The sequence below is a fragment of the Carnobacterium sp. CS13 genome, from assembly GCF_016653495.1.
GTDB classification, from domain to species: Bacteria; Bacillota; Bacilli; order Lactobacillales; family Carnobacteriaceae; genus Carnobacterium_A; species Carnobacterium_A antarcticum.
Window position 1 is genome coordinate 909,290 of sequence record NZ_CP067364.1, and the last position, 24,293, is coordinate 933,582.

The following is a 24,293-nucleotide window of genomic DNA, read 5'->3' on the forward strand; positions in this document are numbered from 1 at the left end:
ATAGTCCTAGCAAAAGTGGCGACTCGATCCTGTCCTTTTGCTTTATTTTTTTATTGACAATCGTGTGAGGTTCTCCTATACTTTAGACGATACCAAAAGGACATATCTATTTTTATCATTGTTTAAAGAAAAGTTTTCCATGGCTGAAAGAAAACTAACAGTATTAAATGGGTGCTCCCTTTTTTAGTCATAGTAGAAATACTATCGTTTCTCACGTTATCGAGACTCAAGAGGTAATGATATTGTCGAATGACATCATTGCAAACAAGGTGGTACCGCGATTCATTCGTCCTTGTCTAGCAATGTTGTAATTGGGCTTTTTTTTATGCCTTTTTTCTTAAATTAGTTAAAAAACTGGATGTAATGGAGAGGAAGAAAAAAATGAAACACTTATCAAGTAACGAAGTCCGTCAATTGTTTTTAGATTTTTTCGAAACAAAAGGACATAAAATAGAACCAAGTGCATCGCTTGTGCCAGTTGAAGACCCTACCTTATTATGGATCAATTCAGGTGTTGCAACGTTAAAAAAATATTTTGACGGTTCAGTGATTCCTGATAATCCTAGAATCGCAAATGCTCAAAAAAGCATTCGAACCAATGATATTGAAAATGTAGGAAAAACAGCGCGGCACCATACTTTATTTGAAATGTTAGGAAATTTTTCTATTGGAGAATATTTTAAAGAAGAAGCGATCGTCTGGGCATGGGAGTTCTTAACTAGCGAAGAATGGTTAGGCTTAGATCCAGAAAAACTTTATGTAACAGTTTATCCTGAAGATAAAGAGGCTGCCCAAATTTGGAAAGAAAAGATTGGGTTGACTGAGGAGCATATTATTGAAGTCGCTGACAACTTCTGGGATATTGGTGCTGGTCCAAGTGGCCCGGATTCTGAAATCTTTTATGATCGTGGTGAAGCATTTGATAATTTGGCGAAAGACGATCCAGAAAATTACCCTGGCGGTGAAAACGAACGCTGGCTTGAAATTTGGAACTTAGTGTTTTCTGAATTTAATCATAAAGCTGACGGCACTTATGAACCGCTACCGAATAAAAACATTGATACAGGAATGGGATTAGAGCGTGTCGTTTCAATTTTGCAAGATGCTCCAACGAATTTTGAGACGGATTTATTTATGCCGATCATTAAAGAGATTGAAAAAATGAGCGATGGCAAAAAATATGGCGATAATGAACAAGATGATATTTCCTTTAAAGTGATTGCGGATCATTTGCGTGCAGTAAGTTTTGCGATCGGGGACGGTGCTCTTCCGTCAAACGAAGGACGAGGATATGTTTTACGCCGATTGTTGCGTCGTGCAGTGATGCATGGGAAAAAACTGGGTATTGATGAAGCCTTTATGTACAAATTGGTTCCAGTTGTCGGCAAAATTATGAATAGCTACTATCCAGAAATTTTAGAACAAGAACCGTTTATTGTAAAAGTCATTCAGACAGAAGAAGAACGGTTTCATGAAACGATCAATGATGGATTGACGATTTTAAATAATCTGATTAAAGAATTAAAAGCTGCCGGTGAAAAACGAATCTCTGGTAAAGATATTTTCAAATTATATGATACTTTTGGGTTCCCGGTTGAATTGACGGAAGAATATGCTGAGGAAAAAGGCTTGGCAGTCGACCATGAAGGTTTCGTAAAAGAAATGGAAATACAACGTAATCGTGCCCGAGCAGCTAGAAGCGATGAAAAATCAATGGGCGTTCAAACACAGTTGTTTTCAGAAGTAACAGCAGAAAGCAGCTTTGTCGGATACGATCAGACCAAGGCAGAAGGTAAACTGGAAGTTATTGCTGCAGAAGAAGAGTTGGTCCAAAAAGCTATAAAAGGCGACATCGTCCGTGTCATTTTTGACCAAACACCTTTTTATGCAGAAAAAGGCGGACAAGTTGCCGATAAAGGAACGATCGTAAATACAGATGGAACGGTGGTCGCAAACGTACTAGATGTCAAACAAGCGCCGGCTGGACAGCCTTTGCATACGGTAGAAGTACTTGAAAGCTTACAAGTAGGGCAAACGTATCAGTTATGTGTGGATGAAGCTTTGCGACGCGGCATTACGCGCAACCATACAGCGACTCACTTATTGCATCGTGCATTAAAAGATATCTTAGGTGAACACGCTAACCAAGCTGGTTCGTTAGTTACTTCCAATCATTTGCGGTTTGATTTCACACATTTTGGTCAAATTACGCAAGAGGAACTAGATGAAATGGAACAAATCGTTAACGAAAAAATTTGGGCTTCATTACCAGTAAAAACGATTGAAACAGATATTGAAACAGCTCGCGGCTTAGGAGCAATGGCTTTATTCGGTGAAAAGTACGGCAATCAAGTACGCGTTGTCCAAGTAGGCGATTATTCAATGGAATTATGTGGAGGAGTACACGTTCAAAATTCAAGTGAGATCGGTATTTTCAAAATCCTTTCAGAATCAGGCATTGGTGCAGGAGTGAGGCGAATTGAAGCCGTGACTAGTGAAGCTGCTTACCGTATATTGCAATCAGAAGAGCGACGTCTAAAAGAACTCGCAAGCTTAGTAAAAGCTCAACAAACAAAAGATGTCGTATCAAAAGTAGAACAATTGCAATTTGATCTAAAAGAAGCTCAAAAAGAAAATGAATCGTTACAAGCTAAATTAGCAAATGAACAAGCAGGAGAAATTTTCAAAACGGTACAAGAAGTCAATGGTATTACGATCGTTGCTGCACAAGTAGAAGTCAATGATATGAATCAACTGCGTCAATTAGCTGATCAATGGAAACAAACAGCTGTCTCAAATGTTTTAACTCTCGGATTTGCCAAAGAAGGAAAAGTTAACCTTCTGACAGCTGTTGATCCAGAAACAATCAAAAAAGGGTTGAAAGCTGGTGACTTGATCAAAGAAATAGCTCCGTTAGTTGGCGGTGGCGGCGGAGGCCGTCCTGATATGGCGCAAGCGGGTGGAAAGAATCCTGCTGGTTTGCCGGGTGCTCTAGAAAAAGTAGCAGAATGGGTTCAAAAAAATAGTTAAGAACTAATAGAGGAAGCTTAGAACAGTAATAAGTTTTAAGCGACCTTTTTTAATAGGAAACCTAAAAAGCGTTAAATAGACTATTAGCGAGATTGTTATGAAAACCAATGAAAAGAACAGAAAAGCAAGTGGATTTCTTTATAGTTATTGTAGTTTGAAGTGCTTTCTTGTAGAATAAGGATAGAGTTTACAGAAATCGGGGTGCAGAACATGAGTTCAATAGATGAAACAGTTCGTTTTAATGTTGGTGATAATCATGATAAAGATGTTAAGCAAACACTAGCATTAGTGTATGAAGCATTAGAAGAAAAAGGATACAATCCAATCAATCAAATTGTCGGTTATTTACTCTCTGGAGACCCAGCATACATTCCACGTCACAAGGATGCTAGGAACTTAATTAGACGCCATGAACGTGATGAAATAGTAGAAGAATTAGTGAGAACTTATTTGAAAGCGAGTGGAACAGAAGCTTAATGAGAACTATGGGATTAGATGTTGGTTCAAAAACTGTTGGCGTTGCTATTAGCGATCCATTTGGTTGGACTGCACAAGGAATTGAAACAGTTAAAATTAACGAGATTCAAGAAGAGTATGGTTTATCCAGAATCAGCGAATTGGTAAAAGAATACGAAGTTTCAAAAGTGGTTATCGGATTGCCTAAAAATATGAATAATTCTATTGGGCCACGAGCAGAAGCATCGATTCGGTATGCCGAACTTTTAAAAGAAATCATTCAGCTTCCGATTATTTTTCAAGATGAACGATTAACAACTGTCCAAGCTGAACGGATGTTGATTGAAGAAGGCAACGCATCAAGAGCTAAGCGGAAGAAAGTCATTGATAAAGTAGCAGCAGTGATGATTCTCCAAAACTATTTGGATAGCAATCAAAACTAGCTTTTAAAAGAGACTTACGTTAAAATGGATAAGAATTATATTTAAACACAAAGGAGTGTTAAGCATGGCACACGATCACGACCATAATCATGACCACAATCACGAAGAAGATCACGAACACGACCATATCACTATCATCGATGAACAAGGAAATGAAGAATTGTATGAAATTTTATTCACCTTTGACTCTGATGATTTTGAAAAATCGTATGTTTTAGTTTATCCAGCTGGTTCTGCAGAAGGAGAAGAAGTTGAATTACAAGCTTATTCTTATATAGAAACAGCAGATGGTGGACAAGGGGACTTAGAGCCTATTGAAACAGACAAAGAGTGGGATATGATTGAAGAAGTATTAAATACATTTATGGCTGATGACGAAGAATCGTTTTAAGCAAGATAATTGAATGAATAGAAATTGAGCTAACGTAAGATGAGTTAGCTCAATTTTATTGCGCGGATCTTTCTTGAAAGTAAAAACAAGTTTTATTGATTTCTCGCCGTAATAAAAAACGATCGGCAAAGGAATAGAATAACCTCTTTAAATGATAAAATCGTAACAAATTGGCAGTTGGCTTTTTTTTTTCGCAACGATTATGGTATCATGTATAATAGTACAGGCGAGTAGTCAAAATAACATGTGACTAAATGAAAATGAGAGTAGAAAATCCCGTGGTTTTCTTGATTTCGATAGGAGGGCCTCTTCTTGGCGAAGAAAAATAATGGCAAGCAACCAAAAAATGAGAAAGGGAACAAACTAGATGTCTATTCAAAAGTAGCGGAAAGACAAAAAGAGACAAAAATGGTCAGAAAAATTGTACTGAGCATCATTTCAATTTTAGTTTTATTATTGATCGTTTTTGGAATAGTAGGCTACCAATATGTAACGACATCTCTTCAACCATTGGATGCTTCCAGTGAAAAAGAAATTCCGTTAGAGGTTCCTTCAGGTTCAACTTCAACCGATATTTCCCGTATTTTAGAAGAAAAAAAAGTGATCAAAAGCGCTTCAGTGTTTAATTTTTATATCAAATTAAACAATGAAACAGATTTCCAAGCAGGCTACTATCTCTTTTCCCCTTCTATGACATTGGATGAAATTATTCGATCTTTGCAGGCTGGCGGCAGTCCCGTGGCGTTCGATGGTACAAAAATATTAGTTCAGGAAGGCTTGACCATTGATCAAGTTGCAAAATCAGTGGAGAATTCAACTGATTATACTGCTGAGGAATTTTTGGAGGCTGTAAAAGAACCTTCTTTATTGGAAGACTTAAAAGAAAAATATCCGGACTTGCTAACGAGTGCATTGGAATCAAAAGAAACACGCTATGCTTTAGAGGGATACTTATTTCCAGCAACTTATGATTTTTCGGAAGATAAATCTCTTGAAACAGTGATTGGAAACATGATAGAAAAAACAGATGAAGTCATGCAGAAGTATTATGAACCTATAAAAGAGAGCGGCTTATCGGTTCACGAAGTTATGACACTAGCTTCTTTAGTGGAACGAGAAGGAATAACTTATGATGATCGAACCAAAATTGCGAGTGTCTTCTTCAATCGTTTAGAGGTAGAGATGCCTTTGCAATCCGATATCAGTGTTTTATATGCTTTAAATGAACACAAAGAAATGGTTACTTATAAAGATTTAGAAGTAGAATCACCTTATAACCTTTATGCAAATACTGGGTTCGGCCCAGGGCCTTTTAATAGCCCTTCAGAAGAAGCTATTAAAGCTACTTTGAATCCAGCTGAAACCAACTACTTGTATTTCTTAGCAGATACTAAAACAGGAAAAGTATACTTTTCAAGAACCTACGCTGAGCATCAAGAGCTTATAGATCAATACATTACAGAGAATGAATAGACTAGCCAGACTGATTGACTAATTAATTAAAGCGATAGGTGAAAAGCATTGAGCATTTAGCTCAATGCTTTTCATAAGGAATGGAGCGAAGGCATGAGTAACAAGAATAAACCAATTGTCATTGGGGTAACAGGTGGTTCTGGAAGTGGAAAAACAAGCGTTAGTCGTGCTATTTACAATCACTTTTCAGGCCATTCTATTTTAATGTTGGAACAAGACTTTTATTATAAAGATCAAAGCAATCTTTCTTTTGAAGAACGATTAAAAACGAATTACGATCATCCTTTTGCATTTGACACAGATTTATTAATTGATCATCTCAAAGATTTAATCTGTTATCAACCAATTGAAAAACCAGTATATGACTATGAAGCTCATACACGAAGCAGCCAAGTGATTATTCAAGAGCCTAAAGAAGTCATTATTTTAGAAGGTATTTTGATTTTGGAAGATAAGCGATTAAGAGATTTGATGGATATCAAAGTCTATGTCGATACAGATGATGACATTCGCATCATCCGTCGTATCAAGCGCGACATTGAAGAGCGCGGGCGAACATTAGATTCTGTTATTGAACAATATTTAACCGTTGTAAAACCAATGCACAACCAGTTTATTGAGCCGTCAAAAAAACATGCGGATATTATTATTCCAGAAGGCGGTCGGAACCAAGTAGCGATTGATTTGATGACAACAAAAATTAAAAGCATCCTTGAATACCGAATGGATGACAAATTTTAAATTAGAAATTTTTCTAAATTGCCGTTAAAGTATTTACAATTACTTGTCTTCATGGTATCTTGTCACTATTGAAAATATAATTACGCTTTCAATAAATGAATGAATAATAAAATCAAAAAATAAGATTAGATGATTTAAAAAGGAGAAGTTTGTTATGATAGAAAAAGTATATCCAATGACTTTAGAAGGCAAAAAAAAATTGGAAGCAGAATTAGAAGAATTAAAAACAGTAAAAAGAAAAGAAATTGTTGAAAGAATTAAAATTGCGCGTAGCTTCGGAGACTTATCTGAGAACTCTGAATATGAATCAGCTAAAGATGAGCAAGCTTTTGTTGAAGGTCGTGTGACAACAATTGAAAATATGCTGCGTTTTTCTGAAATCATTGATAATTCAAAAGGAGCAGCAGATGAAGTTTCATTAGGTCGCAAAATTACATTTATTGAATTGCCAGATGGGGAAGAAGAAGAGTATACCATTGTCGGTAGTGCTGAAGCAGATCCATTCAGCGGCCTCATTTCTAATGATTCACCGATTGCAAAAGCTTTGATTGGCAAAAAAATTGGTGAAGAAGTTACTATCTCAACACCAGGCGGAGATATGCCAATTAAAATCACTAGTATTGAATAGAAAACTAAATAACAATCAATAAGCTGCCTAACGAGCAGCTTTTCTTTTTATTTATAGAGGAATTAAAAGGTGGCTGGCATCGGTCTTTAGTCGTAGAAGAACTTCATGCTTTAGCAGGCTGTTTATCCTTTAAAAATGGCTTATACTTATGCTACAGTAGAAGACATGAAAGAGGGTGAGTAAAGATGAACAAAAACTGGAAACTTTTTTTTCTGATTGAAGCACTGTTGTCCTTATGGTTGATCTATGAGCTGTTTAATAATGTTTTTACCTTAGGAGTCCTTGTAGCAGGTAGTTTAATCGTGATACGCAGCAAGAGTTTTAAAGCAACTTCGAAAAAACATATGTATTGGTTGGTAGGAGGACTTTTGGTTCTGTTTTCTTTGCTTTCCACCACTGCAGTTTGGATGATGTTGATTTGTGCTATTTTATTTTTTGCAACAATAGGAGGAAAACTTTTTTCGAAATTTGATCCGCTTCATTTTGAAAATGCTCCATGGCAAGAAAAAGAAATTATCGTTGTTGAAACCACTACAAATTTACCCAAAAACGGGAAACGTTTTAAACGAACTTGGTTAGGAAATGAACGTATCGGAAATACGATTTACGAATGGGACGATATTAATTTTATTGTTTTCATGGGCGACACTATTGTCGATATCGGTAATACCTTATTGCCTAAAAATGAAAGTTATGTCGTTATTCGTAAAGGTTTTGGAAAAACACGTATTTTAGTACCGGCTGGTATCGGGATCATGGTAGAGCATAGTGCTTTTAAAGGGAAAGTCAATTTTGAAGATGAAATCTATGTTTTAAATAACGAATCGGTTAAATTATATAGTAAAAATTTTGATGAAAATACTAGAAAACTAAAATTGATTACGAACGTACTAATAGGCGATTTAGAGGTGATTTCAATATGAAAAAGAAAATCCTTAGAACGTGGTTCTTGCGAGTCGCCTTTTTTTCGTTTGTAGTTTTATTAGGAGCATCCCTATCTTACGGATATGCACGCTCTCCAGAAACCTGGCATATTGATCTTTTTACTGCAAGGTTTTTACATATACCATTTTTACTTTATCTCTTAGCCATTGCCCTTCTTTTAGGATTGATCATTGCGATGGTAATGTACGTGATCCAGCGCAAACAATGGCAACAGTTAGAAGAGGCGCTTCGTTTGCTGGCAGGAGGGAATTATTCTGCTGAATATTTTGGAGAACAATTATTCGAAGACGCGAATGAAGAACTTTATTTTGAAGATATCAAAACGTCATTATTATCTATTCGTACAAAACTAATGGAATTATCTAAAGAAGTTCAAGAACAAAGCAATCAACCTAAACTAGTAGGTGGTCAAACAAAAGAAGAGATACTTGAAGCGGAACGACGCCGTTTGGCCAGAGAATTACATGATTCTGTCAGCCAACAATTATTTGCAGCTATGATGATGTTGTCTGCTATCAACGAACAAATGGACGATACAAATGAACTGCTGCAAAAGCAATTAAAAATGGTTGAAGGTATCATCAATGAATCCCAATCTGAAATGCGTGCTTTATTGCTTCATTTAAGGCCCATCAATTTGGAAGGCAAAACGTTGAAAACGGGAATTGAACAGTTACTGACGGAGTTGAAAACTAAAATACAAATTCAATTAAAATGGGAGATAGATGATGTTTCATTAGCGACAGGGATAGAAGATCATCTTTTTAGAATCGTTCAAGAGCTGCTGTCAAACACCTTACGCCATTCAAAGGCAACAGAATTAGAAGTCTATTTAAACCAATACCAAGATACCGTCCTTTTACGAGTCATTGATGATGGGATTGGTTTTGATCCAAAAGAAACAAAAGCAGGTAACTATGGGCTGCAAAATATCAAAGAACGAGTAAATGGTATGGGTGGTACATTTAAAGTTATTAGTTTTTTGAAAAAAGGCACAAGCATAGAAATCAAAATACCGCTTATCAAAGGAAGTGAGACGATATGATCAAAGTACTATTGATTGATGACCATGAAATGGTTCGTTTAGGTGTTTCTTCTTATCTATCCATTCAACCAGATATAGAAGTCATCGGGGAAGCTGAGAATGGGAAAATTGGTTATGAACAGGCTTTAGCTTTAAGACCAGACATTATTATGATGGATTTAGTGATGGATGTGATGGATGGGATCGAATCCACCAAAGCCATTATGGCCGAGTGGCCAGAAGCCAAAATTATTATTGTGACCAGTTTTATTGACGATGAAAAGGTTTATCCAGCTCTTGAAGCAGGAGCCGCCAGTTACATGTTGAAAACTTCCACTGCCAGTCAAATAGCCGACGCTATACGATCTACTTTTAAAGGCGAAACAATTTTAGAGCCAGAAGTCACTGGTAAAATGATGGAACGTTTGACTAAAAAACAACACCATGCACTTCATGATGATTTAACTAAACGAGAAAATGAAATTTTATTGCTGATTGCCCAAGGGAATTCTAATCAAGAGATAGCAGACGCTCTGTTTATTACATTGAAAACAGTAAAAACTCATGTCTCGAATATATTAGCCAAACTGGATGTCGAGGATCGCACACAAGCTGCCATTTATGCGTTTAAACATCATTTGATTCGCTAGAGGATAAAAGGTATAGCTGAAGAATACAGTCGAAATAACGTCTGTTTTGGAGTGTTAAGAAGGTACATAAAAACACCGGCAAGCCTATTTTAGTCTAATTCTCGCAAGGTAAAAGATATATACCATTCAAGAAATGGTTAATAAACAAGTTAGATTTTTATAAGGCATTAAACTTAACGTCTCGGAATAAACAGGGGATATCAACTAATTCAGTAGATTAAAAAGGTAAGGTACTCTCGGGTTCGGGAAAAAATATAGGTTGAACGTATTCTAACAGAAGCTTTAATAGAATAACAAAAAGCCTGGTTTCTCAATATTCATTGAGAAACCAGGCTTTCTGGAATATAAAATTTATCTTTTGAATAATAGTATAATAACTGATGGTTCTCGACTTACTTCGGTTCTAAAAAAAGTCGAACAAGTTTTATCTCATAAAAAGAGTGGGCAGGGAGATTGTCCCTACAAATGTGCTTACATTAATTTTGTCAGAAAATGTTTTTTTTAAGAGAGTGTGTTAAACTAACATTAGGAAGTCATTTGGAAGGGAGGACTCATAGACAAGTGTACCGTCTATGAAATAATATATGAAAATAGAGTTAACACAAAATGCGATCGATTGGTTTGAAGATGAAGTAGGGTTGATGCCTGGCGGAGGCGTACGATTTTTAGGAAAAGTTTATGGTAAAACAGATATTCATGAAGGGTTTTCTGTAGGAATGGATATTGCTCAACCCGGAGATGTTTTGGCGCAAGAAAAAATCAATGGGATAACTTATTTTATTGATAAAAACGATGAATGGTTTTTTAGCGGTCATGATTTACAAGTTGATTTTGACAAAAAAGCCGATGAACCTATTTACAAATTTATTGAACAAACAAAATAAAAAAGTCTTACTTTCAATTTTGAAAGTAAGACTTTTTTGTTTTATACAGGCATAATAACCGGTAAAACCATTGGATGGCGCTCAGTTTTTTCATATAAGAAAGGTTTAAGGCTCTCAATGATGGCTGATTTGATCATTTGTTCTGTCAGATTACCATCATTATTTGCTAATAATTTTCTAAGACTACGAGCAATAACGCGTTGGGCATCATTGATCAATTCGCCAGACTCGCGCATATAGATAAAGCCGCGTGATAAAATATCCGGACCTGCTAAAATTTCTTTAGCTTTGTAATCAATGGTAACAACAACCACTACTAAACCTTCTTCAGAAAGCAAACGACGATCTCTCAAAACGACATTTCCGATATCGCCAATGCCTTTTCCATCTACGTAGACATCACCAGCATCAAAGTGACCAGCACGTCGCGCAGAATCAGCAGTAAGAGCAAGCACATCTCCATTTTCTAAAATGAAACAATTTTCTTTTGGTAAGCCTACTTGTTCTGCAAGACCCGCATGAATTTTTTGCATACGGTACTCGCCATGAACTGGGACAAAATATTTAGGTTTCATCAAACGCAACATAAGTTTTTGTTCTTGTTGGCCACCGTGGCCAGAAGTATGGATGTTATTAACTTTTCCGTGAATAACATTTGCTCCAGCTTCGGATAATAAATTAATGACACGATTGACACTAGCGGTATTTCCAGGAATCGGCGAGCTTGAGAAGATCACGGTATCGCCGGGTTGAATAGAGATTTGACGATGAGTACCGTTAGCGATCCGGCTTAAAGCGGCCATCGGTTCGCCTTGCGATCCTGTACATAAAATAATGGTCTCTCTAGCAGGCAAACGATTTAATTCTTGTGCATCAATAAACGTCTCATCAGGTGCTGTGATATACCCCATCTGACGTCCCGTTACAACAGATGACTCCATGCTCCGTCCGAAAACAGCAATCTTTCTGCCTGTTTTGATTCCTGCATTTGCCACTTGTTCCAAACGTGAAATATTTGAAGCGAAAGTAGCAAATATGATTCGGCCTTCAACTTTTTGCATAATACTGGTAATGGATTCACCAACGCCTTTTTCAGATTTCGTAAAGCTTGGAATTTCTGCATTCGTACTATCTGATAGTAGCGCTAAAACACCTTCATCACCAATTTTAGCCATTTTGTGCAAATCTGCTGGTTGACCAACAGGAGTAAAATCGAATTTAAAGTCTCCAGTGGCTACAATATTACCTGGCGGTGTTTTAACCACAATCCCAAAAGCTTCTGGAATACTGTGTGTTGTTCTAAAGAAACTAACACTTGTTTTACGGAACTTAATAACATCATCTTCACCAATTTCATGTAGTTCAGTATCACGTAACAAGCCATGTTCATTTAATTTGTTTCGGATCAAGGCACTCGCAAGAGGGCCTGCGTAAATAGGAATATTAGCTTGTCTTAATAAGAAAGGAATACCACCGATATGATCTTCGTGACCATGAGTGATGACCAAAGCTTTTACTTTACTAATATTTTGAACAATGTAGCTGTAGTCAGGAATGACATAATCGATTCCCAATAAGTCGTCTTCAGGAAATTTGATACCAGCGTCAATAATGATGATCTCATCTTGAAATTGAACGCCATAGGTATTCTTACCAATTTCACCTAACCCCCCAATGGCAAAAACGGCTGCTTCATTATTTTTTATTGACGGTTTCATTTATTGAACTCCGTAAGGGCAAAATCCGGGTTTTTTTGTTCATAAGCCAAATGCTTTCCATCAACAGGTTGAACAAATTCAATATTGAAGGGGGTGTTCTGTTCAACTAAGTGACGCGCTTCTATCTCGGTTTCTGCGTCAAGATAAAGAGTTTTAGTCTCTTCGCGTTTTGGGTTTCTAATTTTTGTTTCTTGATAAGTGATTTTAAAAATCATGTTTTTCTCTCCTTTTAGTTGTCATTCTACTAATGACTTGATTTATTCATTTTTTGGTGAAGTATTTTTAATGCGTTTTGTTGCATATTGAAAAAACCATCAACATCTACTCAATTATTGATGATCGGATGAAACCACATCAGTTTTGTTTCATTTTATAAAGGCAAAACAAAATAGAAAAAATTCATAGCGAGTTGTTTTTTCTTCAACTCTAAATTAGGTTATAATATTTTTCCCGAACTGGTGGTTGTGGTAGTCTCACAACAGATAAACCTATTTTACCATAATTCAATAAGTAAGTATAGAAACTACGTTCATTCCTAAAGAAAAGCGCTCTAATTTAATAAAACCGTAAAGAAATCCTTCCGAATGACTGTTTCTTTAAGGATATTGTGCTATATTAATTAAGATAATCAACAATTAATATGGGTGCAAGGAGATGAATAGATGAAATTAATGTGGCGTTACCTAAAGAATTATAAGTTACTGCTATTATTAAACTTTTTATGTGTATTTGGTTTTGTCATCATTGAGTTAGGATTGCCGACCTTATTGGCTCTGATCATTGATGAAGGAATTGTAATGAATGAATATCCAGTTGTCCTTTATTACGGAAAATGGATGATTGCTTTAGCTGTTATTGGCTTAATAGGTTTAATAGGACTAGCTTTTGCAGGGAGCAGAATAACATCTAATATTGTTAGAGACATTAGGAATGATATTTTTATGTCTGTTCAATCTTTTTCCCATCGTGAATTTAATCAAATAGGTGTGTCCTCGCTAGTGACAAGAACGACGAATGATGCTTTTCAAGTAATGGTTTTTCTGCAGATGTTGTTACGATTAGGCATGATGACTCCTATCATGTTCATCTCTAGTTTTGTGATGATCGTCCGCACCAGCCCATCGCTTTCTTATGTAGCATTGATAGCGATTCCGTTTTTATTCGCAATCGTTTGGTTGATTGGTAAAAAATCTGAACCGTTATCTGAGCAGCAACAAGCAAATTTAGATGATATCAATCAAAATTTACGGGAGAATTTAACAGGTTTACGAGTTATCCGTGCATTTGTGAAAGAATCTTTCCAAGAAAGCCGTTTTGCTAAAGTAAATCAAAATTATGCATCTGTTTCAAAGAAATTATTTAAATTAATGGCTTTAGCGATGCCAGGTTTTTCAATTGCGTTTAATCTGATTTTAGCTGCAATTGTTTGGTTAGGGGCTGTTGAAATTCAAAACGGCGGATTACAAGTAGGTAGTTTAATTGCTTTTATAGAATATATTTTTCATGCTCTTTTTTCATTTATGTTATTTGCTAATGTTTTTATGATGTACCCTCGAGCCGCTGTTTCAGCTGAACGGATAGAAGAAGTCTTGCAAATAGAGCCTTCTATTGATGAAAATGAAACAGGAGTTACAGAAACCAAAACCCACGGTTATATTGCTTTCGAAAATGTAACCTTTGCATATCCTGGTAATACTGAGTCTCCTGTAATCAGAGATGTTAGTTTTACTGCCGATCCTGGTGAGACGATTGCTTTTATAGGCAGTACCGGAAGCGGGAAATCTACTTTGATTCAATTGATCCCTCGGTTTTATGATGTTACTAAAGGCCGAATTTTAATCGATGGAGTAGATGTCAGAGATTATCAATTGCGCGCATTGCGAAAGAAAATCGGCTTTATTCCGCAAAAAGCCTTGCTTTTTACTGGAACCATTTCACACAATATGCGGTTTGGAAAATGGAATGCAACTACTAATGAAGTAGAGGAGGCTTCCGATATTTCTCAAGCTAAAGATTTTATTCTCTCTAAACCCGATCAATACGAGGAATATTTAGCTGAAGGCGGCAGCAACATGTCGGGCGGCCAAAAGCAACGCTTGTCCATAGCACGTGCGATCATCAAAAAGCCGGATATCTATATTTTTGATGACAGCTTCTCAGCCTTAGATTATCAAACAGATGCCAGACTAAGAGAACGTTTGAAAGCCGAAACAAAAGAATCCGCTGTTTTGATTGTGGCACAACGTGTAGGTTCGATCAGACATGCTGACAAAATCATTGTTTTAGATAAAGGTGTCATTGTGGCACAAGGAAAACATGAAGAACTGTTAAAAACTTCAGATATTTACTATGCAATTGCGTCATCTCAATTGTCCAAGGAGGAATTAGCATGAGAGGATCATTAGTGGCCATTCGTCGAATATGGAGTTACGTTAAACCTTATAAAAAAGGGTTCTTCTCAGCGATTAGTTTAACAATCGTTTGCATGTTGATGAATGCTTTGCAGCCTTATATTATTGGACTGGCATTAACGGAACTTGGAATGAATGTGGCCGATATGCTTAAAGGCGTACCAGGAGCCAGTGTGAATTTTAGTTATGTTCGCCAAATCATTTACTTGATGGTAGGCGTTGCAGGAATCTATCAAATCACGCTTTATGTTTCATCGTATGTTATGACCAATGTAGTGCAAAATACGATGTATGATTTACGTGAAGAAATTGAAGGGAAAATCAATCGGCTGCCTGTTTCGTATTTTGACCGCAATCAACAAGGAAACATTCTGAGCCGTGTGACCAATGATGTGGATGCCATCAGCAACGCGATGCAGCAAAGTTTGATCCAAATCGTCAATTCTATTATGGGAATTATTTTTGCTGTTGCAATGATGTTGTACTTATCCGTTCCATTAGCGTTGGTGATTTTAATAATGATTCCCACTTCGTATTTGATATCAAAAATCGTTATTCGGAAATCCCAACCTTATTTTGTTGAACAACAAAATGCTTTAGGAGCTATGAATGGCCATGTACAAGAAAGTTTCACGGGCTTTTCAGAAATCAAACTATATGGAAAAGAACAAGACAAATTAGAAGAATTCAAAGTTATCAATCAGCGACTGAATACGTATGGGTTTAAAGCTGCATTTGTTTCAGGTATCATGAGTCCTTTGATTGGTTTTGTTTCCAATTTGGTTTACTTTGCAGTAGCGATGATTGGAGGTTTCTTTGTTATTCAAGGTGCTCTTTCTTTAGGTAATTTACAAGCTTTCACGCAATACATTTGGCAGATCAATCAACCACTTTCTCAGATAACTCAACTGTCAGGAGTTCTTCAAAGTGCTGCAGCTGCAATAGGAAGAGTATTCGAGATTTTAGATGAGCCAGAAGAAAAACCAGATACTGTTCAAGTAGCTTTACCAGAACCCGTTTTCGGCAATGTGGAATTTGAAAATGTAACATTTGGGTATACTAAAGAAAATACGTTGATCAAAAACTTAAACGTTAAAGTAAAAAAAGGGCAAAAAGTCGCTATCGTAGGACCGACTGGAGCTGGTAAAACAACTCTGATCAATTTATTGATGCGCTTTTATGATGTAGACAGCGGGGCCATCAAAATAGATGGAATCGACACAAAAACAATGGCTCGAAAGGATGTCCGGGCTCAGTTTGGAATGGTCTTACAAGATGCTTGGTTGTACAGCGGAACGATTGCGGACAATATTCGGTTTGGAAAATTGGATGCCACCGAATACGAAGTAGTAGATGCTGCTAAGACAGCCAATGTCGATCACTTTATCCGAACGTTACCAGATGGTTACAACATGATTTTAAACCAAGAAGCTTCAAACGTTTCATTGGGTCAAAAGCAACTGTTGACAATCGCACGAGCGATTATCTCTAACCCTAAAATCTTGATTTTAGATGAAGCAACTAGTTCAGTGGACACTCGTTTGGAAGCCTTGATCCAAAAAGCGATGGAAAAGGTTATGGAAGGCCGCACAAGTTTTGTGATTGCCCATCGCTTATCAACGATTCGCGATGCTGATTTAATTTTAGTCATGGACCAAGGGGAGATCGTTGAGCAAGGCAACCATCAAGAGTTGCTAAGCAAAGGCGGTTTTTACGAGAAACTATACAATAGTCAATTTAAGCAAACAGCAGACTAAAAAAGAATGATTGATCAAAGCAGTTTGGTTTTAAAGCTTACTATAGAAAGGTAGGGTAAAAAAATGCGTAAAAAGATGCTGTTTTTTGATATTGATGGAACGTTGTTAAATGACGAAAAAAAAGCGTTGCCTAGCACTAAGAAAGCCTTGAAAGAATTAAAGGAAAATGGTCATGAAATCGTCATTGCCACTGGGAGAAACTTGAGTTTAGCTCAAAGTGTTATTGATGAATTTGATTTTGATAATTATATTATTTGCAACGGTGCTGCAGGTTATTACCATAATCGCTTAGTTTATGAAAATAAATTAGACCGTTCAGAATTTGATCGTCTGCTTAAAGTGGCTGATACACAAAATCATGCTATCATCTATGAATCGGCAGAGGCCTTGAGAAGACGTCACGCTGAAACAAATATTAAAATGACTGCTGCTATGAAAAGTTTTGGTGCGGGAGTTCCTCCACAAGATCAGGATTACTATTTGCATCATCCCATGTATCAAGGGCTTATCTTTTATTCAGATTCAGAAAAGGCAGCTTATGAAAACGGACAGTTTCCTAAATTTAAATTTATTCGCTGGCATGATAGCGGTGTAGATATCGTACCGCATGATGGTTCTAAAGCACATACCATTTTGAAATTTGCTAAAAGCCAAGGGTTTGATATTGAAGACACAATAGCTTTTGGAGATGGACTGAATGATCTTGAAATGATATCAGAAGTTGGTATCGGAGTAGCAATGGGGAATGCTTTAGAAACAGTAAAATTAAGAGCAGATAAAATCACTTCCAATTGTAATGAAGACGGAATTTATGTTGCATTAAAAGAGCTTCATCTGATATAATGAACGTAAGTTATAAATAAGAGTTAAATCTTATTTATGGGGGTATAGCTCAGCTGGGAGAGTGTTTGGCTGGCAGCCAAAAGGTCAGGGGTTCGAGCCCCCTTATCTCCATCATCAAAAAAACGTTGATACTACGGTGTTTATCCCCGATTGTATCAACGTTTTTTATTTTTAAAGTCTGTTTTTTACCATTTATGCTCATAGCGTGTCCATAAATTTACTTTTACATCAAAGTAGTGAATCCACTAGGCTTACATTAAGAAAAGGCTTGCTTCATAACAACACAAAAAGAATGCTGCTAAAGTTATCAGCTAACTTTAGCAGCATTCTTTATTTTTCTTTACGATAAAATAGAAACGGTCTCATCTAATTGGAAGGGAGCTTTTTCATTGATATGGTCATAAAACATAATTCCGTTGATATGATCAATTTCGTGTTGAACCACAATGGCAGGATAATTTTTTAAACGAATCTTTTGGTTTTCTCCATTTAAGTCTACATAGGTTATTGTCACACGGCTGTGGCGAGGAACATATCCAGGTACGTCTCGATCGACAGACAAACATCCTTCGCCTTCCGCTAGACAAGCTCCTTGAACAGAATGACTGACTACTTTTGGATTTAACATCACTGTACTTAAAACGGGTTCATCTGAATCTTCCTCAGTACCAGGAATATGCACTGCAATAATTCGTTTTGAAATATCTAATTGAGGTGCAGCTAAGCCAACACCAGCTCGAAGTTGATATTTTTCAGCCATTTCAGGATCTTGACTGTTTTTTAAAAATTCCAGCATATCGTGGCCGAGTTTTTTTGTTTCTTCATTAATAGGTATAGTTACCTCTTCAGCTGATAAGCGTAAAGTAGGATTGCCTTCCCTGATAATATCATTCATTTTAATCATAGTTGTTCCACTCCTGTGTTTTGGTTGTCGATTATTTAGTATAAAAAGTAATATAGTATCAAACATCTTTATAATTTTAACAGTAAACCCAACAAATTGCACGTAGAATTATATTCAGAAAATTCTGAAGTAAAGCTTTTTTTTCAAAAAGAAGTGTGAGATAATCATGAACAAGAAATAACTACGTCTAAATCATCAGTTGAAGAAAGAAGGGGTCCAGTTTATGGAAGAAGCAAAAAAATATATTGATGAGGTTTATACGAAACTCATTAGTCGAGATCCGAACCAAGTGGAGTTCTTACAGGCTATACAAGAATTCTTCAGCACTATTGAACCTGTCTTTGCTGCACATCCAGAATTTATTGAACAAAACATTTTGGAACGTATAGTCGAACCTGAACGGATCATTCAATTTAGAGTCCCTTGGACAAACGATCAAGGAAGTGTTCAAGTAAATCGTGGTTTCCGCGTTCAGTTTAATTCCGCTATAGGCCCCTACAAAGGCGGTTTGCGTTTTCATCCGAGTGTAAACCAAAGTATCATAAAATTTTTAGGATTTGAACAAATTTTTAAAAACAGCCTAACTGGGCTTCCGATTGGCGGAGGGAAAGGTGGCAGTGATTTTGATCCCAAAGGCAAAACAGATGCAGAAGTGATGCGCTTTTGTCAAAGCTTCATGACTGAATTGCAACGCCATATCGGTCCAGATCTTGATGTACCAGCTGGGGATATCGGAGTGGGCGGAAGAGAAATAGGTTATTTGTATGGACAATATAAACGACTCAATGCTCCTCATGCTGGAATCTTAACTGGAAAGCCGTTGCTTCTGGGAGGAAGTTTAGCTAGAACTGAAGCCACGGGTTATGGAGTCGTTTATTTTATGAAAGAAATGTTGGAAGACAAAGGTCAAACACTAGAAAATAAAAAAGTGGTTGTTTCTGGCAGTGGAAATGTGGCTATCTACGCCATTCAAAAAGTTCAGGAACTTGGAGGAACGGTTATTGCTTGTTCTGATTCAACGGGTTATATCTTTGATCCTATAGGAATTGACTACGCAACAGTCAAACAGCTTAAAGAGGTTGAACGGAAAAGAATTGCAGAATATGTTGCACTTCATCCAACGGCTACTTACCATACAGGAAGCATTTGGGATTTAGAAGAACCTTACCAAATTGCCTTACCTTGTGCTACTCAAAATGAGATTAACGGACGCAAAGCTGAGCAGATGCTAAAACAAGGAGTGATCGCCGTTGCAGAAGGAGCCAACATGCCTGCTGATTTAGAGGCAATCCGTGTTTACCGACAAGCTCGAATTTTATATGGCCCTGGAAAAGCAGCTAATGCTGGCGGCGTGGCAGTCTCTGCTTTAGAAATGAGTCAAAATAGCCAACGGTTAAGTTGGTCCTTTGAAGAAGTTGATGAAAAGTTAAAAGAAATTATGAAAGCTATCTATTATGAAGTACGAGATACTGCTGCACAATATAGTACAAAAGATGATTTTGTTGCCGGAGCAAATATTGCCGGCTTCATTAAAGTTGCAAAAACAATGATTATTCAAGGAGTTATTTAAAAAGAAAAACAGGCCTTTTTAAGAGGTCTGTTTTTCTTTTTTTTAGAACAACTTTGTATTTACAAGAAGAGTTTTCTCTCAAAAAATTTAAAAGAGGAGAAAAATCTTAAAAAATGACTTTAAAATGATAAGGTTAGAAAATTTTAATCTGACAAAACGTTATGTGAAATAAAGAACAAGCGAACATTTTTTATTTATCTGTGTTGATTATAATACAGTTATATTTAAATTATATAACAGTTTTAGCTTAATTTAACGAAATTCTTTAAATAACATTAGAAAAAAACTCTTACAATTTAAAGATAAGGAGAAAAACGTGATGGTGAAAAAAATCACTAGCTTAATTTAATTTAAAGCATTTTAAAATTTCGGCTTAATGTATAAGCTTTTTGTAGGCTGAAGAGGGGTGATATACTTGCATATCAGCTGAAAGCGTGTTAAATTTGAATAGTAAATGGTTTACACTAATACAGTTTAAACGACTGTATAAAACAGCACCTTACAAAAACTAGATTGTAAAGAGAGAGGAATGGGTTACAAATGGCTAACAAGAAACAACCTGTAGATTTCGAAGCATTGTTAAGCACGATTGACGCGGCTTTTCCAATGGTACAAATCTTAGATAAAGATGGAAATGTTGTTAATAAAGACATCATGCCTGATTTATCAGATGACCAATTAGTTGAATTAATGGAGAGAATGGTATGGTCACGTATCTTACATGAACGCTCAATGGCTTTAGCTCGTCAAGGACGTTTAGGTTTTTACGCACCGACTGCTGGACAAGAAGCTTCACAAATGGCAAGTTACTTTGCTTTTGAAAAAGAAGATGAGTTATTCCCAGGATACCGTGATATTCCGCAACTAATTCAACATGGTTTACCTGTTTCACAAGCGTTCTTATGGTCTCGTGGACATGCTGACGGGAATAAATACCCTGCAGATCTACATGCTATGCCTCCACAAATCATTATTGGAGCACAAATCATTCAAGCTGCAGGTGCAGGTATTGGATTGAAAAAACGCGGCAGACAAAATGTTGCTTTCACTTACACTGGTGATGGCGGTTCATCTCAAGGGGACTTTTATGAAGGTATGAACTTTGCTGGAGCTTATAAAGCACCTGTAGTATTCTTCGTACAAAACAATGGCTATGCTATCTCTACCCCTCGTCACAAACAAACTGCAGCGACTACTTTGGCTCAAAAAGCTGTTGCAGCTGGGATTCCAGGAATCCAAGTAGACGGTATGGATCCATTAGCAGTTTATGCTGTTGCTAAACAAGCAAGAGAATGGGCAATTGCTGGGAATGGTCCTGTATTGATTGAGACAGTTACTTCTCGTTTCGGTCCTCACTCTACTTCAGGAGATGACCCAACACGTTACCGTGATCAAGAAAGTTTCGATTACTGGGAACAACGCGATCCACTGATCCGTTTCCGTAACTTCTTAACTGAAAAAGGATTATGGTCTGAAGAAAAAGAACAAGCCTTAATTGAAAAAACACAAGAAGACATTAAAGCCTCAGCTAAAGAAGCTGACCAAGCACCTAAACAAAAAGTTTCAGATTTCTTGAAGAGTATGCATGAAGAACCAACTCAAGTAATCGCTGAGCAAATTGCGGCTTTTGAAGCAAAGGAGAGTAAATAATCATGGCACAAAAAACAATGATCCAAGCGATTACTGAAGCGCTTGAACAAGAAATGGAACGTGACCAAGAGATTTTGGTTTTCGGTGAAGACGTAGGTAAAAATGGCGGAGTTTTCCGTGCTACTGCTGGACTTCAAGAAAAATTTGGTGAAGAGCGTGTTTCTGACACTCCTCTTGCTGAATCAGGTATCGGTGGAATGGCAATTGGACTAGCGCTTCAAGGCTTCCGTCCAGTTCCAGAAATTCAATTTATTGGATTTATTTTCGAAGTAATGGACTCAATCGTTGGACAAGCTGCTCGTACTCGTTACCGTATGAGTGGTACACGTAACTTGCCAATTACAATTCGTATGCCATTTGGTGGAGGAGTTCACACTCCAGAAATGCACTCAGACAACTTGGAAGGATTGATTACTCAATCTCCTGGTATCAAAGTAGTTATTCCATCAAACCCATACGATGCAAAAGGATTGTTGATTTCTTCTATTCGTGATAACGACCCAGTTGTTTTCATTGAACACATGAAATTATATCGTTCTTTCCGTGATGAAGTTCCTGAAGAATCTTACACTGTTCCTCTAGGGAAAGCTGCCATCACTCGTGAAGGTAAAGATGTTTCTGTCATCACTTACGGTGCTATGGTTCGCGAAGCAATCAAAGCAGCTGATGAACTTGAAAAAGAAGGTATCTCAGTAGAAATCGTTGATTTGAGAACTGTTTCTCCATTAGACATCGAAACAATCGTTGCTTCTGTAGAAAAAACAGGACGCGCAGTAATCGTTCAAGAAGCACAACGTCAAGCAGGTGTTGGCGCAATGGTTATGTCAGAAATTGCTGAACGTTCAATTCTTTCATTAGAAGCACCAATTGGTCGTGTAGCTGCTCCTGATACTGTCTTCCCGTTTGGTTTAGCTGAAAATGCTTGGTTGCCAAACGCAACTGATATTTCAGAAAAAGTAAAAGAAATTTACAACTTCTAATTTATTTAGATGAAGAGACGGTAGATGCAATCAATTTAATGCAAAGCGAATTGATTGCATCTCTTTATTTTAATAGCAACACTTAAAATTAGTTCTTGAAAAATAGAATTGCTAATAAAGAAGGGAAGATATCAAAAATGGCTTTTAAATTTAAATTACCAGATGTTGGTGAAGGAATGGCTGAAGGCGAGATCGTAAAATGGTTAGTAGCTGAAGGCGACGAAGTTAAAGAAGAAGATTCAATCGTTGAAATTCAAAACGATAAATCGGTTGAAGAAATTGCTTCTCCGGTTTCAGGTACAGTTAAAAAGATTTTAGTTGAAGAAGGAACTGTTGCAAACGTTGGAGATGTTATTATCGAAATCGATGCTCCAGGTCATGAAGATAATGAAGAAGCTGCAGTACCAACAACAACACCAGAAGCTCCAGCAGCTAATGCTCCAGCTCCAGCAGCTGCACCAGCAAGCGCAGGCGTTTCATTCTACCAATTCAAATTACCAGATGTTGGTGAAGGAATGGCTGAAGGCGAAATCGTAAAATGGTTAGTAGCTGAAGGCGACGAAATTAAAGAAGAAGATTCAATCGTTGAAATTCAAAACGATAAATCGGTTGAAGAAATTGCTTCTCCAGTTTCAGGTACAGTTAAAAAGATTTTAGTTGAAGAAGGAACTGTTGCAATGGTTGGACAAGCAATCGTTGAAATTGATTCTCCTGAACACAATACTGAAACTGCAACACCTGCTACATCACCAGAAGCTCCAGCAGCTGAAAGCGAAGCAAAAGATCCAGCAGCAGGCGCTTCAACAGATTCAAGTGTTGTAAAAACTTCTGACTCTAACAAACGTGTACTTGCTATGCCGTCTGTTCGTCAATTTGCTCGTGAAAACGATGTTGATATCAGCCTAGTTACAGCGACTGGTAAAAACGGACGCACAACAAAAGAAGACGTTGAGAACTTTAAGGAAAATGGTTCAGCAGCTCCAGCAGCAGCTCAAACTACTGAAACAGCTCCAGCAGCAGCAAAACAAGCTCCAGCAGCTAAAGCAGCAGCTCCAGCAAAACCATTCAAATCTTCTCAAGCAGAACTTGAAACTCGTGAACCAATGACAGGCATGCGTAAAGCAATTGCTAAAGCTATGGTCAACAGTAAAGCTACTGCACCGCATGTAACTTTGTTCGATGAAGTAGATTCTACTAAATTGATGGCACACCGTAAACGTTTCAAAGATGTTGCAGCAGCTAAAGGCGTTAAATTAACGTTCTTGCCTTATGTTGTTAAAGCTGTCGTATCTGTTTTACGCAAATACCCTGCTTTAAACGCTTCAATTGATGATTCAACAAACGAAATTGTTTACAAACATTACTTCAATATCGGAATCGCTACAGATACTGATCGTGGATTGTTTGTACCAGTAGTAAAAGATTCTGATGCGAAAAGTATCTTCTCTATCGCAGGTGAAATCACTGAACTTTCTGGCAAAGCTCAAGAAGGTAAATTAGCAGCTGGTGAAATGAGCAATGGTTCTATTTCAATCAGTAACATTGGTTCAATCGGTGGCGGCTGGTTCACTCCAGTTATCAACTACCCTGAAGTAGCTATTTTAGGAGTTGGCCGAATTGCTAAAAAAGCAATCGTAAATGCTGACGATGAAGTAGTAGTAGCACCAGTTATGCAACTGTCATTAAGTTTCGACCACCGTATTATCGATGGCGCAACTGCTCAAAAAGCGATGAATGAATTGAAAACATTGCTTGGCGATCCAGAATTATTATTAATGGAAGGGTAAAGGTGAGC

At 37.1% G+C, this 24,293-nt stretch carries 21 protein-coding genes and 1 tRNA gene; 19 read left to right on the top strand and 3 right to left on the bottom strand.

What is annotated here, in order from left to right; translation table 11 throughout:
- The first annotated feature begins 381 nt into the window (after nt 1–381).
- From alaS to JHE06_RS04450, 11 genes are all read left to right on the top strand, one after another.
- Nucleotides 382–3,030 carry an alanine--tRNA ligase gene (alaS, locus tag JHE06_RS04400; RefSeq protein WP_058918258.1) on the top strand — a complete coding sequence of 883 codons (2,649 nt, stop codon included), beginning with the start codon at nt 382–384 and terminating at the stop codon, nt 3,028–3,030.
- A gap of 210 nt (nt 3,031–3,240) precedes the next feature.
- Nucleotides 3,241–3,507 (top strand): IreB family regulatory phosphoprotein, encoded by a 267-nt coding sequence (locus tag JHE06_RS04405; protein ID WP_058918259.1) that lies wholly within the window; start codon nt 3,241–3,243, stop codon nt 3,505–3,507.
- Nucleotides 3,507–3,929: a Holliday junction resolvase RuvX gene (gene ruvX / locus JHE06_RS04410; protein WP_058918260.1), complete on the top strand. Its 423-nt coding sequence runs from the start codon at nt 3,507–3,509 to the stop codon at nt 3,927–3,929. The genes JHE06_RS04405 and ruvX overlap by 1 nt, the downstream gene beginning before the upstream one ends.
- Nucleotides 3,930–3,993: 64 nt before the next feature.
- Complete coding sequence (locus JHE06_RS04415; RefSeq protein ID WP_058918261.1) at nt 3,994–4,320, top strand: DUF1292 domain-containing protein; 327 nt, start codon at nt 3,994–3,996, stop codon at nt 4,318–4,320.
- 312 nt (nt 4,321–4,632) lie between these two features.
- A complete protein-coding gene (gene mltG, locus JHE06_RS04420; RefSeq protein ID WP_058918262.1) occupies nt 4,633–5,793 on the top strand; it encodes an endolytic transglycosylase MltG in 1,161 nt (386 codons plus the stop codon).
- A 93-nt stretch (nt 5,794–5,886) separates the two neighbouring features.
- Complete coding sequence (udk, locus tag JHE06_RS04425; RefSeq protein WP_058918263.1) at nt 5,887–6,534, top strand: uridine kinase; 648 nt, start codon at nt 5,887–5,889, stop codon at nt 6,532–6,534.
- A gap of 154 nt (nt 6,535–6,688) precedes the next feature.
- Nucleotides 6,689–7,162 (top strand): transcription elongation factor GreA, encoded by a 474-nt coding sequence (gene greA / locus JHE06_RS04430; RefSeq protein ID WP_058918264.1) that lies wholly within the window; start codon nt 6,689–6,691, stop codon nt 7,160–7,162.
- Nucleotides 7,163–7,347: 185 nt separating this feature from the next.
- A complete protein-coding gene (gene liaF, locus JHE06_RS04435) occupies nt 7,348–8,085 on the top strand; it encodes a cell wall-active antibiotics response protein LiaF (protein WP_058918265.1) in 738 nt (245 codons plus the stop codon).
- Nucleotides 8,082–9,152: a sensor histidine kinase gene (locus JHE06_RS04440; RefSeq protein ID WP_058918266.1), complete on the top strand. Its 1,071-nt coding sequence runs from the start codon at nt 8,082–8,084 to the stop codon at nt 9,150–9,152. The genes liaF and JHE06_RS04440 overlap by 4 nt, the downstream gene beginning before the upstream one ends.
- On the top strand, nt 9,149–9,781 hold the full coding sequence (locus tag JHE06_RS04445; RefSeq protein ID WP_058918267.1) for a response regulator: 633 nt from the start codon (nt 9,149–9,151) through the stop codon (nt 9,779–9,781). Before JHE06_RS04440 ends, JHE06_RS04445 begins: the two co-directional genes overlap by 4 nt.
- A 584-nt stretch (nt 9,782–10,365) precedes the next feature.
- Complete coding sequence (locus JHE06_RS04450; protein ID WP_058918268.1) at nt 10,366–10,665, top strand: HesB/YadR/YfhF family protein; 300 nt, start codon at nt 10,366–10,368, stop codon at nt 10,663–10,665.
- Between the two features lie 41 nt (nt 10,666–10,706).
- Here the strand turns inward: JHE06_RS04450 and rnjA are convergent, their stop codons facing one another.
- Together rnjA and JHE06_RS04460 are read right to left on the bottom strand one after the other, a co-directional pair.
- Nucleotides 10,707–12,383, bottom strand: coding sequence for a ribonuclease J1 (rnjA, locus tag JHE06_RS04455; protein WP_058918269.1), 1,677 nt, complete (start codon nt 12,381–12,383; stop codon nt 10,707–10,709).
- Nucleotides 12,380–12,598: a DNA-directed RNA polymerase subunit epsilon gene (locus tag JHE06_RS04460; protein WP_058918270.1), complete on the bottom strand. Its 219-nt coding sequence runs from the start codon at nt 12,596–12,598 to the stop codon at nt 12,380–12,382. Before JHE06_RS04460 ends, rnjA begins: the two co-directional genes overlap by 4 nt.
- 447 nt (nt 12,599–13,045) lie before the next feature.
- Here JHE06_RS04460 and JHE06_RS04465 point away from each other — a divergent pair, with 447 nt between their 5' ends.
- The 4 genes from JHE06_RS04465 to JHE06_RS04480 all read left to right on the top strand — a co-directional run bounded on the left by JHE06_RS04465 (nt 13,046) and on the right by JHE06_RS04480 (nt 17,505).
- A complete protein-coding gene (locus JHE06_RS04465; protein WP_058918271.1) occupies nt 13,046–14,776 on the top strand; it encodes an ABC transporter ATP-binding protein in 1,731 nt (576 codons plus the stop codon).
- Nucleotides 14,773–16,551, top strand: a complete 1,779-nt coding sequence (locus tag JHE06_RS04470) for an ABC transporter ATP-binding protein (protein WP_201089584.1) — start codon at nt 14,773–14,775, stop codon at nt 16,549–16,551. Before JHE06_RS04465 ends, JHE06_RS04470 begins: the two co-directional genes overlap by 4 nt.
- 63 nt (nt 16,552–16,614) lie before the next feature.
- Nucleotides 16,615–17,394 (top strand): Cof-type HAD-IIB family hydrolase, encoded by a 780-nt coding sequence (locus JHE06_RS04475; RefSeq protein ID WP_058918273.1) that lies wholly within the window; start codon nt 16,615–16,617, stop codon nt 17,392–17,394.
- Nucleotides 17,395–17,432: 38 nt separating this feature from the next.
- Nucleotides 17,433–17,505 (top strand) — tRNA-Ala (locus JHE06_RS04480).
- 229 nt (nt 17,506–17,734) lie between these two features.
- On the opposite strand, the gene def is transcribed toward JHE06_RS04480, so the two are convergent.
- A complete protein-coding gene (gene def, locus JHE06_RS04485; protein ID WP_058918274.1) occupies nt 17,735–18,298 on the bottom strand; it encodes a peptide deformylase in 564 nt (187 codons plus the stop codon).
- A gap of 223 nt (nt 18,299–18,521) precedes the next feature.
- Here def and gdhA point away from each other — a divergent pair, with 223 nt between their 5' ends.
- The 4 genes from gdhA to JHE06_RS04505 all read left to right on the top strand — a co-directional run bounded on the left by gdhA (nt 18,522) and on the right by JHE06_RS04505 (nt 24,285).
- Nucleotides 18,522–19,868 carry an NADP-specific glutamate dehydrogenase gene (gene gdhA / locus JHE06_RS04490; protein ID WP_058918275.1) on the top strand — a complete coding sequence of 449 codons (1,347 nt, stop codon included), beginning with the start codon at nt 18,522–18,524 and terminating at the stop codon, nt 19,866–19,868.
- Nucleotides 19,869–20,408: 540 nt separating this feature from the next.
- Nucleotides 20,409–21,518 carry a pyruvate dehydrogenase (acetyl-transferring) E1 component subunit alpha gene (gene pdhA, locus JHE06_RS04495; RefSeq protein WP_058918276.1) on the top strand — a complete coding sequence of 370 codons (1,110 nt, stop codon included), beginning with the start codon at nt 20,409–20,411 and terminating at the stop codon, nt 21,516–21,518.
- Nucleotides 21,519–21,520: 2 nt separating this feature from the next.
- On the top strand, nt 21,521–22,498 hold the full coding sequence (locus JHE06_RS04500; protein ID WP_058918277.1) for an alpha-ketoacid dehydrogenase subunit beta: 978 nt from the start codon (nt 21,521–21,523) through the stop codon (nt 22,496–22,498).
- Nucleotides 22,499–22,635: 137 nt separating this feature from the next.
- Entirely contained in the window at nt 22,636–24,285 is a 1,650-nt protein-coding gene (locus JHE06_RS04505) for a 2-oxo acid dehydrogenase subunit E2 (RefSeq protein WP_058918278.1), read from the top strand.
- Nucleotides 24,286–24,293 lie beyond the last annotated feature (8 nt).